This is a genomic window from Longimicrobium sp. (assembly GCF_036388275.1).
GTDB lineage: Bacteria > Gemmatimonadota > Gemmatimonadetes > Longimicrobiales > Longimicrobiaceae > Longimicrobium.
Genome location: NZ_DASVSF010000110.1, coordinates 140619 through 154079 on the forward strand (window position 1 = coordinate 140619; position 13461 = coordinate 154079).

The following is a 13461-nucleotide window of genomic DNA, read 5'->3' on the forward strand; positions in this document are numbered from 1 at the left end:
CGCAGTTGGGCGACGTTGTTTGTCGCCCTACTGCGCGCGAAGCCCGGCCCCCCGCCAGGGGGGACACGCCCAAGCTTTTCGCCTGCGGCTGCAACTACGCTCGGCATACTGGTTGCCCGCTCGCTTTCGCTTCTCTTGACCATCAATCGGGGCACGGGCGCATGGCAAAGGTGCTGATAGTCGATGACCACGTTGACAACAGGGTCATCGCCAGGAGCGTTCTGGAGCACTCCGGCCATGACGTGGTCGAAGCGAAGAACGGGGCTGACGGAATACGCCTCGCCCGCTCGGGCACCCCTGATTTGATTATCATGGATGTGAAGATGCCCGTGCTGGACGGCCTTGAAGCAACGCGCCGCCTGAAAGCTGACCCGCAGACCAGCGACATCCCCGTACTGATTTTCACCGCTCGCGCGCTGCCATCCGACCGCGCGTCCGCATTCGCAGCCGGTGCGGACGCGTACCTGGCCATGCCGTGTTCGCCACTTGCCGTGGTGGACGAAGTGGAACGGCTCACGTCCCAACGGGCGTAGCGCGGCCGGAGAGAGCGCCTCGTGTAACCGTTGAGGGTAGCCGATGGCTTTGCGGAACGGGGGTTTACCGTTATGTTCAACTTGTCGAACTCTCGACGAACATTCCCCCGCTGCGGCATGATGCCGCCCCCGACCTTGAAAGTAGAACAGCAGGGCGCGACCCGTCCGCTCTTGCTCGTGGCCGACGACAATCCGGACAACCGAACGATATTCGCGACGATCCTTCAACACCTGGGGTTTCGGACGGCTGTGGCTTCCGGTGGCTTCGCATCGGTGGAGATCGCCCAGCGCGAGCGGCCGGACCTCATCATCATGGATTTGATGATGCCAGACCTCGGCGGCGAGGAAGCACTGCGGCGAATTCGCGCGAATCCGGAATTGGAGCACGTGCCGGTCCTTGCAGTAACGGCGCAGGTGCTTTACACGACCGCGAGTAGCAAGGCGGACGGGTTCTGTGGCCTCCTGCACAAACCGGTATCCCCGCGCAACCTCGCCGACGCTGTGCAGCGGTGCCTCGCAAGTGCGGACGCGGGACTGCGATGGACTGACCTGCCGAGCTACGAACAGGGAGTCCAGCCGGTGAGCTAGGGTCAGACCACGAATACAACGCGCCGCCAAGGGTAGAAAGCTAGGTAAACCATGAACAACAGTAGCAACAATCTGAGTCGCATGCAGGCGCGCGTTGCGGAGTTGGTGGCTTATGCCGGGTCCGCTCGGACGCGTGCAGCCATCGCGGTCCAGGAAAGTCGAGACCTGACGGATAGATGCGCGTCCCGCTGTACGCAGCCGCAGGAGCTGCCCGGCGACGCCGTGCGCCGCATTCGATAGCTCACGCGCGCTCACAGTTCCATACCTCCCCCGCGGCTTCGCTCCCGCCCGCGGTCCCAGCCGCGGCTAACGAAGTCAAATTCCAATCCCAAGCTGCGCGCCAACTCCCGCCCGTAGCCGTCCCGGCCACGGTTCCACTCAGGGCTTTCGCCCGTCTCGTTCTTCGCGAGCTTCAAGGCTTCCACGATCAGCCCGGCCATGCGGTCGGGGAGCATGGCGGAAAGCTGCTTGTAGATGGGCGGCGGCCCCTTTCCCTGCGGCGGCTCGTCCACGTCGCGGCGGCGGCAGAGCACGGCCAGCAGGCGCGCTGCTTCGGCCAGGGCGCCGCTCGGCGGCTCGGTTTCGGTGAGATGCTTCAACTGACTGAAGTACGACGCCGCGCACTCGCTGGTGCGCAGAACCTCCCCGGCCTTGCTGCGCCCGCTCCGGACGCGGATGGCGGGATCAAACCCGTTGTCGCGGAAGGCCTTCACAGAGGCTTTCGCCTCGTCGGTGCTGTCGAACACCAGCAGCAGCGGCCAGACACCGCGCGGATGTTTGACCACGCGGAGCGCACCAAAGAAATCCGGCTTCTGCTCCAAGACCGCGCGCGTTCGTTCGGCACCATGGCGGCGGACGCAGCGAAGAATCGCGCGGCATGCGCGCGCCGGGTGTGTGTAGACCTCGGCCGCCTTGTGAAAGGCCTCACGCATGACACGACGGCTGCGGGCGCGGTCCTCTTGGAGCGTCCCGCTCCGGTGGCCTGATTGCTCGGCCTCCCTCCGCGTCACCCGCATGCGCTCGGTATGGGCGCGCTTCTCATCCTCGGCGTACAGCAGTTCCGCAACTCGGATGAGGAACGCGCGAGGACGGCGTTCACGCTGGGTCCAGTAGATGAACGCGGGGTCGCGGACGGCGCTCGCAAAGGCGCGCACGCACCGCGGGCCGAACTCGTCCGGATGCAGCAGCAGGGCGGCGAGCGCGCCAGCCTGATCCCACTCCGCCGCGCGGCGGAACCGCCGCCGGGCGATCACGGGGTCCACGAACACGACGCGGAAGGCGTCCAAGTAGACGCGGGCGGCGCTGACGTACAGCGCCCGCTCGCGGGTGGGCTGGGCCGGGGTGGCGTGCGGGTTGTTCTGCTGCTTGGGCATGGGTCGATGTCGCGGCAGGCGTTTGTCTCAGCGGCTCAGGCCGCGCTCGCGTTCCCTCTCGTGGTCGTGCCCGAGAGCCATGGTCTTACCTAGCGTGAAAGCCTGTTTGACCAGTTGCGTGGCTGACGCGGGGACCATCGGGATTAGCCGCGCGGCGAGCTGTGCGGCTTTCTCCGGTCCCTTGCCGATCTGCGCCGCCATAAGGCGCGACGCGGCCTCGCGGACGTGCCCCCGCACGTCCAGGTGACGGAGCGCGGCGCGCGCTGCATCGAGGGCGCCCGCAGACTCGCGGGCGCGCTGGGCGGCACGCTGCACGTCGCCCGCGCTCGGCCGGGCAGCACGGGCGAGCGAGGCCGTGCGGAACGTCTCGGCCAAGCCTTGGGCGCGCTTGTGCCCGGCCTCGTAGCTGGTAACGCGCTGGAAGCCGAAATAGCGGGTAGACTCCACGCCGCGCAGCGCGCCGAAGTGGTCGGGGGCCTCGCGGATGGCGCGGGCCGTCTCGTCCATCCCGAAGCGGGCGCGGTACGCCTCCACGGCACGGAGGGCGCGGGCGGGATCGGCGTAGACGTGCGCGGCATCGTCGCGGAAAGCGCGGACGGCCCGCAGGCCGTCTCGCCGAACCTGGGTGAGCCGTGCAGGCTCGCGCGCGGCGCGCGCAGCCTCGTCCGCCAAGCGATCCACGGCCCGCACCCCGCGCTCGTACGCGTCCGCCTCGCGGACCAGCGCGGCGGTCCCTTTCAGGGTGGCGCGGTCGCTGGCGGCACGGTGGCGGGCGTAGTCGAACCCGGCATCCGCCGCACGCGCGCTGCGGGCCGGATCGGCACCGGGCCGGAGCGCGCCGAAGCGGTGGGGCTCGTCGCGGAGCGTGACGGCGGCGCGGTCCGCGCCGCGCCGCTCTGCGGCGGATAGGAAAGCGCGGCGCGCTGCTGAGGGATCTGAGTAGAGCGCACGAGCCTCGCGCGAGAAGTCGCGTGCGGCTTCGCGCACGGTGCGGGGACGGGTACGCCGCTCCACAGCCGGCGCGGGCGCGGGACGCGCCGCCGGCGTGGGCGTGGGAGCTTGCGGCGCACGCTGCACTTCAGGTGCGCGCCGCTGCGGGTTGATTCCGGTCGGAATCGCGGGACCTTCCGGCGCGGGCCGCTCCGGTGTCCGCCGCTCCACGCTGGGCGCGGCGGCACGCTGCACGGTGCGCTCGTCCAGCGCACGCCCTGCAACTGCCTGCCGCGCGCGGTAGTCGGTGAACGCACCCAAGCGGCGCTCCAGTCGGAACCGGGACGCGGCCGGGTCAATCTCGGACGCCTTCACCTCGTGCGTGCCGTCCGTGACCACCATCCCCCGGCCCTTCATCCGCACTGCCAGCCCGTGCTCCGCTAGGCCGCGCTCCAGTTCCGCCCACGAGCGGGCGCCCGTCAAGTGCGGACCGGCCGCCGCGCGCACGCGCTCCACGTACTCAGGCGCACCCCGGACAAGCTGCGCGGGCGCAGGGCGCACGAGGTCGCGCGCGTGCTCGGGGACGGGTGCGTGCTTGCCGGGCACGATCCGCAGGCCCAAGTCCGCCTCCTGCTGGCGCAAGCTCGCCTCGATGCGCCGATAGTCCCAAGAGTTTGACCAGGCGGTGCGCTGCTCGGGATGAACCCGGTTGACGACGATGTGGACGTGCGGGTGCGCGCGGTCCCGATGGGCGACAATCACGGCTTGATGCTCGTGCAGCCCAAGGTCGCGGAGCGTGCGATCCGCAACGCGGCGCATCGTGTCCCGGTCCACGGGGTCGCCGGGGTCGAAGCTGATCGACAAGTGATAGACCGGCTTGCGCACCCGCTCGGAATCGCGAGCGGTGGCCGCCATCACGCGCGCCGCCGTTTCCGGGTCGCGGGTCGGCAGGTTGCGCGCTTCCACCCACGCCACCCGCTCAGGCTGCAACGCCTCGCGGTGGCCGTGCTTCAAGTAGGCCGCCAGCCCCTTGAACCCGCTTCCGAGCTTGTACGCCTTCCCGATCATGCGACGGCACGCCTCACGACGGCGTAGACCTGTTTGACGGCCTCCACCACCTCGTCGGCGGGCGGCAGCGCCTCGTCCGCGTTCGCCCGGTGCGCTACCTCGTTCAGCGCGCGCCCGGCGGCAATCAGTTCCTCAACAATCGGAGCGGCGGCGTCCGCCCGCCCCGGCGCGCGGCGGATCACGTACTCGGTGACGCGTGCGGCCGAGTCGCAGAGTAGCGCCGTGTCCGCGTCGTCGTCCTCGTCGGCCACACGCTCCAACTGCCGCAGGTTGTTCAGGACGCGCGCGAGCTGGTGCACCAGCTCGTCGCCCACGCGGCGCCGCCTGGGCGGGGCAGCCGTGGCGCCAGTCTGCACGGCGCTTAGAACGGCCTCGCGGACGAACCGGAGCGGCGGAAGGCGCCGAGCGCGCGCGGCGTCCTCGACGCTGCGCCACTCGTCGGGGGTCCACCGGGTCGGCTTTCGGATGGTGCGCTTGGCGCGCATCGGGTACTCCGTGGATCGTTGCTGCTGGGGATTTGCGCGTAGCGCGCAACGTGTAACGGGAGGGGCCTCCCCCGCGTGATACCCTGCACGCCGGGCGCGGGAGCACGGCGTCCGCCGCGAGGCCCCTCCGATCACCCTTTGAGCGCAGCGAAAAGCCAGCAGGGAAAGAGGTGCCTCCGAGCGCAGCGAGGAAAAAAGGCACCTCTTTCCCATTGCTGGCTCTCGGTGTTCGCCGCGTCACAACGAGATACCGCGACACATGCGGAAGCGTTCTGCTGACCTGTAAGGCCGAAGCGGTACCTAATCAGGTCGAAACACCCGGCTAACGCACAGTTAATCCCGCTGGCACGATTCCGGCTCGCGACGGGCATCACAGCGGGGAAAGAAACACCCGGTGAAACTTCATTCGAGGAGGGGATGAGATGGCGAAAAAAGGTGGCGGCGGCGATGTGTTGGAGGCGCTTGGCTACGTGGCGCTCACCGTGGGTGCTGTTTGGGGGCTGTCGTACTTGGTGAGTGGCAGGGCGACGAACAACTCTCCGCTAGTACCGGATGCGCTCGAAAACCGGATTGATGAAGTAGTCGAAACCCTGAACAACGTGTTCGGCCACCGCTGGGTTACCGCATCGCTCGATTACCTACAGTCTCGGATGGCCCTGGCAATGCCTGGGGCAGCCGCCTTCGTCAACGCCGTGCATTGGGCGGAGCAACACTACGGTGGGTACGCGGGCGCCACTAAGAAGCAGGCAGCTTTGGGAGCCCTGAGGTCCTAACAATCGACAGGAGAACGGCGTATGCAACCTGGGCGGGAGGGGGAACGGGTCGTCGTGCTACGGGATGTGCACCGCAGGTTGATTGATCGGCAGACGGGTGCCGAACTTCAAGGCGAACGCCTTGTCCAGCGGGGCGACGTGCTAACAGTGCGGCGTTGGGTGAATGCCGGAGCCGCCATCTGCGATCTGAACGACGGGGGCACGGTTCTGATGCAGGGTAATGAGATTGAACCGGAGCCGGAGGGACGATGAGCGATCAGTCAGGAGCGAGACAACCTGGAGAGTCCCTGTCGGACAGGGCGGCGCGGATTGCCCGCGAGCGTAAGGCACAGGCGGATAGACGCGATCGGCTGGAGTCTTCGGAAGCCCTCCAAGCCCTAAGCAGGGAGCTTGAGACGCTAGTGCGGCTAATTGACGAGCAGGGACAGGCAGTGCGCCAGCAGTTGGGCGTTTCGGGAGGCGTTGAAGCTGGACCCACAAACCATTGGGCCGTGCAGTTCGGCGGGCTCAGCACAACGGTTGTTTGGGATCAGCGACACACAAACAGCGTCCGGGATGCCCTGCTGATGGTTCGGGGTTGGAATCGGAACCATTCGTTCGCTGCCTACTCGTCTGGTAATGAGAACCCCGCCTCAGAACAGAGATTCCAGCTAGACGTGATGGGGGACGGGTGGGGCTGGCGTGAGGTGGAGGGCAGGCTACCGACTGACAGGGTAATACCATCGGCGGAGCTCGCCGACGACCATTCTGCACGAGCTGCTCACCCGGTGGGAAATGCCCGCAGAGCAGCGGGAAGGCTACCGGGCGGTGAGTTGGTAACGTCAGGCACGCCGTCGCGGGTGACCCCCGCGCGGCGTCCTGAACGTTCACCCCGCACGCACCAGCGAACCCCGGCCGGGTTATCCTGGCCGGGGTTTTCGTTGCCTGAACCGGCGGTTATGGCGTATACAGGGCGCGGTGATTATTCTGTCGTCTTGTGCACCGCTGTTCACGGGTGCACGCTCACACCGAGCCTCGTAGCTGAGTGCCGATACTCTTCGAGAAACCCGAGCCAGCGAACCGGGGACGCCGTGGCCCGAAGCGACGTTGGACTGTTCACCCGGTCCCGACGCTCTCTTGGGCACGGTTTGAAGGCTTCGAGCTACTAGAGGAATTGCAGGAACCTGAGGCCCTGCCTCTTCTCCTTCGATTTCGCGATACCCTCCTTTGGGCAACTACCGAGCGTGCAGACCGGCATGCTCTGTTCCGTTCGGAGCCGGGCGAGCTACCCACCGCGCACCCGCTTGCAGCTCCGCTCAAAACGTTGAATTCGGTTGTTACCGCGCCTGATCGCACTGAAGCCCGGAAGGTTGCTCACGCGTGTGTAGAAATCTCCGAATGGGCTGCGTTGAACGGGTTCACGGCTACGGAGTATCTCTTTGCGTGGTTAGCGGCTCGGACCGTTGAGTTCGATCCGGAGTTCGCTTTTGCGGCCGGGCGCGCTGCACGTCGGCAGGGTAGGTTTGACGATGCGAGATCCCTCTTTCGGCGAGCCATCGCGCTGTCACGCAGAGCCGGGGATGAGGCTGGGTACGCTAATGCCTATCTGGGCTGGGCGATCATGGAGGAAAAGCGGGGCAACTTACCTGCGGCCCGGTCAAGATTCATCCGGGCGCTCCGCGCGGCCCGCCGGGGGGGACTGCCTGAGCTAGTCGCCGCGACAAGACACAACATGATCGCGCTCGCATTTGCAGAGCGGAATTTGCAGGAGGGGCAGGCACACATCGTCTCTGCCTACAAGCTTTACGGACCGGACAATCCGCAACTGTACCGGTTGGCAAATGATGCGGCCGGCCTCTGGACGATCTTTGGTTTCTACTCAATTGCTCTGCCACTCTATGAACACGCGTTGCCGCACGTTACGCGGCTGGATGAACGGGTTGCCATCCTGGCCAACATCAGCCGGGCTGCCGCTGGCCTTGGGCATCGGGACCGGTTTCTGAGTGCGTGGACGGAGGCGACAAAGCTGGATCGCCACGCAGGCGAGTCTCTGCCAGATATTTACATGGAGCTGGCGCGGGGCGCGCACCTCTTAGGGTATTTGATACGCGCGCAGGAACTCGCCCTGGAGGCGATTGCGGCCGCATCAGCGCGCGGCTCAGAGGAAAAGCGGAAGGCCGCCGCACAACTCCTCGATTACATCCGCGAAGGCCGACCAGCCCCCGACCATGCGGAGCAGCCCCCACCCGACGTAAGCCGGTTCGCACTCCGCTTCGGAAAGCGGCTGCGGCGCCTCGATCGCACGTCGGGCGGCCATTCATAGCCCTGCCGTGCAGGAAACTGCCCCACCGCCCCAGCAAAACGCCCGTTTGGGCCGGGGCGGTGGTCGTGCTTTGCGCGTCAGTGGCCCGATCCGATCAACACCCCGCCGCGATTTGCCGTCGTGTCAGACTCGGCAGTTGATGCCGTGCTCTCCTGCTGTGTCGTCGTTGCTGCCGAATCTCCAACCTGACTCGCTTGGCTGGCCCCCGTGACGCTTGCACCGCTACCGTCGGTCGGCGTCCTGCCGCACGCCGACACCGCGAACGTAGCTACCAATACCACCGCGCGGATTAGCTTCACCCGTTGAACCATAACGTCACCATCCTTCGTTGAGGAACAAGTAAGCCTGACGGAGCCAATGTAGTGCAGGCCGCGCCTATCCCGCCACCGCACTCATTTGTTTCCTCACCCCGCCGCAGGTGCGACCTCCTACATTTCACATAGCTATGGCATAGCCTCACCACTTCCCAAGTGGTAATACAGCGGCGCTCCTAACGTGCCGTGTATAACAGCTTGGCAATGTTATGGCGCGATCTTGACGCGGCTATTCCCTCCCGCCTTACTTCGATTCGACTGCACACGACGTGACCTGATCTGTGCCTCAGTGCCCCCTCATTCTTCAGTTGCGGCAATCATGGCAAGAAAGCAGGGCGAGTCCCGGCGCTGGTGCATTCCCCCCGCGATGCTCTGTGAACCGGGCGAGACTATGCAGGGCGCAGGCATTCTCGCGGAGAACGACGGCGAACTGGGAGTGCTACTATGGCGCACTTCGCGAGACGTTGCGTTGTGGACCTCGACGCCGCCGCACGCGCGGACGGGTCTGTTCGCCTCTGGAAGTGACACGAGGCGCTTGGCGCGTCTTACTGAAACGGAAATCCCCGCCCCAATCGCCGCATCTCTGGACACGATCAACTCCTTGCTGACCGCGCCGGACAACGTTGATGCGGGCGCGCTCTCGTTGTGCTGCCTGCAAGTGGCGGCGTGGGCGCGGGGGGCCGGGTTGCTAAGGACAGCCATAGATTTCGCGCAGGCGGCGGCGCTGACCTCGCCAGAGCGCGCGGAAGCTGCCCTCCACGCGGGCATCTTCGCGGCTGCCGCAGGTCAGGCAGCACGCGCCGGGACGTGGCTGCACCGGGCAGTCGGCTTGGCTCGGCGCGAGAAAGACGGGTCCACGTACGCTGCTGCCCTTGTCGACCTGGGCACCCTCTGCGAGCAGCACGGAGCCACTGACCGCGCCGAACACTTTCATCAGCTCGCCTTCCGGGCAGGGCGTCGATATTCCGAGCCGGGCGTACGAATGCGTGCCGCGCACGGTTTGCTCCGGATTACGCGTGTGCGCGGCGACGATGCAGCAGCCCGGCGGTGTGCCTCGGCAGCACAAGCTGCGTATTGCCCGGATGCAGAGGGCGCTCCGGCCCTTCTCCTAGACTTGGCGCGGCTCTGGACCGATGCGGGCGAGATGGGCAAGGCGCGCGGGGCGCTGCAACGGCTTTCCCCTTGGGTCGCCTCACTCAGCCCGGCGGACCGTCTCGCGGCGGCGGCGTTGATTGCGAGGGCGTTCGCTCGGTCTCCCGTCCGTCCGCGCGTTGGTGCATCCGGGCCTCTGTCGTTAGACGCCGCCACTGCGGCCCAGGGTGCGTGGCGTCTGATGCGGGACGAAGAGATTTCCTCGCCGGTGCGCTGTTCCGCTGCTCTCGATCTTGCGCACGCCGCCCGCCTGCGCAGGGACCGGGAGGAAGTCACGCGGGCAATCGGAGTGCTGACGGCACTCGTGCCAGAATCCGATTACCCGGCTTTGAGACTCGAAATCGCTCGCCTGTGCCCGGAAGACTCTGGGGCGCAGCCGACGCCGGACGGACGCGCCGCGTGAGTACAGCCGTTCCGCTCCAGCCGCACGCGTCTGCTCGCCGTACGCGGCCGGGACGCGGCCCTATTCCCGGCCTTGTACGCGTCCGGCTACCGTCCGGCCGCGACGGATGGCGAGCTACGGCACGCCTGCCCTCCGGGGCCGTCCGGAAAGTCTTCTTCGATGCAGCTTTCGGCGGGGCGGCGGCGGCGCGGGACGCTGCCCGCGCTTGGCGGAGAACCATCATCGTGCAGGCGGGTGTGCCCGACTCCGACAGGCGCCGTATCGTTCTGAAACCACGCACCACGTCTGGTCGAGTCGGCGTCCACCTTCGCCCGGCGCGGCCCGGCGCGTCCGCGTACTGGACCGCGACATTTTCGCAGGGGGACGGGACCCGCCTCCAGCGGACGTGGTCCGTTCGCCAGTACGGGCATGAACAGGCACTTGCCCTGGCGATTGCTCAGCGCGAGGCGTGGGAAGTGGCGGAGCTTGGATCGGCGCTCCCGAAGCCCGGTCCCGCCCCGGCTCCGGAAAATGGGAGGGCATTCATGGAATCATTCATTCCGGCGGGCGGGACGCTCTCGGACGCTGAATTACTCGGGCGGTGGCTGATTGAGCCGTCCGGAACAGGTCCAATCTCCGTGAAGGTGTTCGTCCGGTTCAGAGATTTGGTACGCTTGGAAATGGAGCGGTTGGGTCTTACTCCACTGGACGCGGCTCAGCGTGCGCCGCTGGCCTTCGCCCACGCCGAAGCGACCCGCGGCGATCATCCCCCCGAAACGACACTCCGCGACCGGCTGCTGGCGGCGGCACGTGCGGTGATCCACTCCACCGGTGCGGGATGACGCTCGATGCCCAGCGAATCGCCGCCCTGCTGGACGGTCGATTGTCACCCACGGATGCCGCCGCCCTACTCGCGGAAGTCTCGCGGTCGGATGATGCGCTTGGCGTGGTGCTGGAAGCGGCGGCGGTCCTGCGCGAATGCGCATCGGGAGCTTGGGCCGGAGCGTCTACGCGGCGGCATCTTCGCCGTGGGGTGGTTGTGTCGCCGGTGGTCGCACCTCGCTCGTGACGCAGGCGCGCCCGTGACGCGTGGCATGGACGAACGCGCACAGGACGCGTTGCGAAAAGCGGTCGGGAGCGCGTTGGACGTGCTGCTGGCCGGGATGCCGGCCACCCGGATTGAGGAATCCCGCAGCGAGGTCTTGGGGGCCGTGGGAAGGCTCCACCAGCGAGCGGGCGTGCCTCTTCCACAATGGCAGTGCGAAGCGCGGTTGGCGTCAGCAGCGGGGACGGTGCGCCACGACACGATAGCCCGCCGGGCGCAGGCAGATAAAGGGGCGCACAAGGAGTGAGTCACACCGCTAGGCTCCCCACCGACATCGGGCCTGCTCGGACCGCCCGGTGTGCGGAACGTACACCGCTTTGCGCCAAAACTGGAACGCAGGTAGATTGGCTTCTGAACCTACTTCCCACAGTGGGTCGAGACCCGTTTCCTCGTCCGAAATCATACCGCCCGGCAAAACCTCCCATGTTCCGAGTTCCCCCTTCGCCCAAGCAGGAGAAGACTTGTGCGCTTGATCGGAGTCAATAAAAGCACACCCGCCGCAAGGCGGCGCCGCAGAGCCAGGGGCCTTCTGGAGGCAGCCCAGCAGCCGATAGCCGAAAGCAATTGCCCTAGTATGAGCCGCCGCAGGCGTCCATCTTTGAGTACGCCGCTGATCGTGGGAATCCTAGTCCTTAGCGGTTGTGACGCGGTTTCGCCGACCGTCGCGAACTCGGTACGCTTGGTACCAGTTGCAGCGTCCTTAGCGCTTTCCGATCCCGTGGATCCGAGTGGCTTCTCTGCGAGCGGAACGATTGCAACGGCACCCGACAACGGAGATGCCATGGGTCAACTAAGCTGGAGAGACATCGGAGTTGTGTTCGGGGCGGATATGTGGATTCGGGTTCGCACGAGCGGGGAGGTTTCATGGTCACCTTTATACGCTAACTTCGAACGGTGTGGAGGCGCGTTCTGTAACGGTGGGGACGCCACCCCCACCTTTGGAACGGGTTCGGCCGGTGGGGCGGGCATCGGCCAGTTCGGAGCGTTGCGGGTGCACGTGCGTGCGGTGGGGCCGGATGGTGGAGGCTCCGCTTGGTCCCCGCTAGTCACACCAGACGGACAGCTAGAAGCCGTCATGCACGTCCGGCCCGGCTGGAAGCTGCAAGCAATGCGCGACGGCATGCCCGGGCAGCCGAACTGTCTCGCATGCCCTGCGCCGTACCAAATGGGGCGGGTGGCTGGGTACTCTCTCGGCGGAGAGACCCAGATCGTAGCGGAGAAGATAGCGCTGATTCAGGTCGAAGCACGGGAGACCGTCGTCGCTCCGGGGCAGCCGGTAACGTTCGATGTTGTGACCTATCCGGGCACGGCGGAGCTCGTCTGGCGTTTCCTTCGAACCGACTCGAACGAATGGGTGTACCCGGACGAGTGCCGTCGAATGACGAGCAGCTGCACGTTCGTTCCGCCAAGCGGCGGACATATGCAGGTGTACGGCAGGTGGTTCATGCTTCGCGAGGACTACTACGCCACGAGCGAGCCAGTCACCGTCCAGCAGGTTTCGCTTGTCCTCCGATGCAACGGCCACGGTGGTCCAGTGGCGCTAACACGGGGCGATGACCTGTCATGTGAGGCAGCTACCAATCCGCCAGGTGCCGCGCTCACCGATATTCGGTGGAACTTCACGGATACGACGGGCAACCAGATACCGGGACCGAGTGGCTTACCTTCGTGGAAGGGCCGTATGGTCGTGAGTGGCGAAATTGGGATCAACGCGCTTTTGAACGGTGCGCCTGTCTCAGCGACGAAACGAATCACCGTGCGCGATCGGCGGTGGCCGCGTCCGGCGGTTCGGCCCCACGAGGAGCCGGCTACTCATCTACCATCTCCGGCGAACGTGACCCGCCCAGGGCATCTCGCGGATAGCCACGTGGACGACGCGCCCAGCCCGCCAGTCACTGGTGTCAGGATCGGCGAGGGTCCGAACGCTGGATGGTGGTACGTCGCCAACCCGATTCAAGACATTCGTGTCACTGTTCACATCAACGAGGCCGCGTTCCAGACTGGAAGCGCATGGTACAACCTGCAAACCGGAGGCACTTGGACGGACCCGAGCACCGGCATCCGCCATCCGAACGGCTACTGCAGGACCTGGCAGGTGCCTGAGCTACGGCGCCTCACTCGGGAACACGAGGGCTCCGGTGCGTCACCCGTGATGTCGCACGTTCGTGCGATGCAGGTGTATATCGCTAACAACGCACCGCAGGACTCGATGGCGAATCTCATAGCGTGGGACGCCGAGCTGAAGGACTATACATTCGCCGAGATGATCGCCACCCATTATCGGTCGTACATGGTGGGGCACTTGACGGGGTATAGTGCACCGCATACGACTGACAGTATTCCCGGGGTGGTTCCTCCGGCAATTTTCCCTTGTGCTCCCCGTCCGTGGTACTGAACCCGTTTCGCTTTGGAGTTCGCGCATGAAATGTCTTTGGATATCTACGCTTGCCCTGCTC

The 13461-nt window shown here is 66.1% G+C and carries 10 protein-coding genes, 1 pseudogene and 1 riboswitch; of the genes and pseudogenes, 7 read left to right on the plus strand and 4 right to left on the minus strand.

All coding sequences use genetic code 11. From position 1 onward, the window contains the following. Nucleotides 1–161 precede the first annotated feature (161 nt). Nucleotides 162–533 carry a response regulator gene (locus VF632_RS25735; protein WP_331025815.1) on the plus strand — a complete coding sequence of 124 codons (372 nt, stop codon included), beginning with the start codon at nucleotides 162–164 and terminating at the stop codon, nucleotides 531–533. A gap of 117 nt (nucleotides 534–650) precedes the next feature. Further along, nucleotides 651–1121, plus strand: a complete 471-nt coding sequence (locus VF632_RS25740; protein WP_331025816.1) for a response regulator — start codon at nucleotides 651–653, stop codon at nucleotides 1119–1121. 251 nt (nucleotides 1122–1372) lie between these two features. On the opposite strand, the gene VF632_RS25745 is transcribed toward VF632_RS25740, so the two are convergent. From VF632_RS25745 to VF632_RS25755, 3 genes are read right to left on the minus strand one after another with little or no spacing between them, the layout of a single operon-like run. Further along, nucleotides 1373–2494, minus strand: a complete 1122-nt coding sequence (locus tag VF632_RS25745) for a hypothetical protein (protein ID WP_331025817.1) — start codon at nucleotides 2492–2494, stop codon at nucleotides 1373–1375. Between the two features lie 27 nt (nucleotides 2495–2521). Next, a complete protein-coding gene (locus tag VF632_RS25750; RefSeq protein WP_331025818.1) occupies nucleotides 2522–4492 on the minus strand; it encodes a relaxase/mobilization nuclease domain-containing protein in 1971 nt (656 codons plus the stop codon). Further along, nucleotides 4489–4977, minus strand: coding sequence for a hypothetical protein (locus VF632_RS25755; protein WP_331025819.1), 489 nt, complete (start codon nucleotides 4975–4977; stop codon nucleotides 4489–4491). Before VF632_RS25755 ends, VF632_RS25750 begins: the two co-directional genes overlap by 4 nt. A gap of 422 nt (nucleotides 4978–5399) precedes the next feature. Between VF632_RS25755 and VF632_RS25760 the strand changes: the two genes are divergently transcribed. The 3 genes and pseudogenes from VF632_RS25760 to VF632_RS25765 all read left to right on the plus strand — a co-directional run bounded on the left by VF632_RS25760 (nucleotide 5400) and on the right by VF632_RS25765 (nucleotide 8052). Then, nucleotides 5400–5750 carry a hypothetical protein gene (locus VF632_RS25760; protein ID WP_331025820.1) on the plus strand — a complete coding sequence of 117 codons (351 nt, stop codon included), beginning with the start codon at nucleotides 5400–5402 and terminating at the stop codon, nucleotides 5748–5750. Between the two features lie 1024 nt (nucleotides 5751–6774). Continuing rightward, nucleotides 6775–7407, plus strand: a pseudogene (locus VF632_RS28335) (tetratricopeptide repeat protein); the annotation flags it as partial. Between the two features lie 54 nt (nucleotides 7408–7461). Next, the gene (locus VF632_RS25765) at nucleotides 7462–8052 is read left to right on the plus strand and encodes a hypothetical protein (protein ID WP_331025821.1); all 591 of its coding nucleotides are present in this window, start codon (nucleotides 7462–7464) and stop codon (nucleotides 8050–8052) included. 1002 nt (nucleotides 8053–9054) lie between these two features. On the opposite strand, the gene VF632_RS25770 is transcribed toward VF632_RS25765, so the two are convergent. Next, on the minus strand, nucleotides 9055–9363 hold the full coding sequence (locus VF632_RS25770) for a hypothetical protein (RefSeq protein ID WP_331025822.1): 309 nt from the start codon (nucleotides 9361–9363) through the stop codon (nucleotides 9055–9057). 1082 nt (nucleotides 9364–10445) lie between these two features. Between VF632_RS25770 and VF632_RS25775 the strand changes: the two genes are divergently transcribed. After that, a complete protein-coding gene (locus VF632_RS25775) occupies nucleotides 10446–10742 on the plus strand; it encodes a hypothetical protein (protein ID WP_331025823.1) in 297 nt (98 codons plus the stop codon). A gap of 740 nt (nucleotides 10743–11482) precedes the next feature. Further along, a riboswitch (cyclic di-GMP riboswitch) is annotated at nucleotides 11483–11557 on the plus strand. A 1315-nt stretch (nucleotides 11558–12872) separates the two neighbouring features. After that, nucleotides 12873–13400 carry a hypothetical protein gene (locus VF632_RS25780; protein ID WP_331025824.1) on the plus strand — a complete coding sequence of 176 codons (528 nt, stop codon included), beginning with the start codon at nucleotides 12873–12875 and terminating at the stop codon, nucleotides 13398–13400. Nucleotides 13401–13461 lie beyond the last annotated feature (61 nt).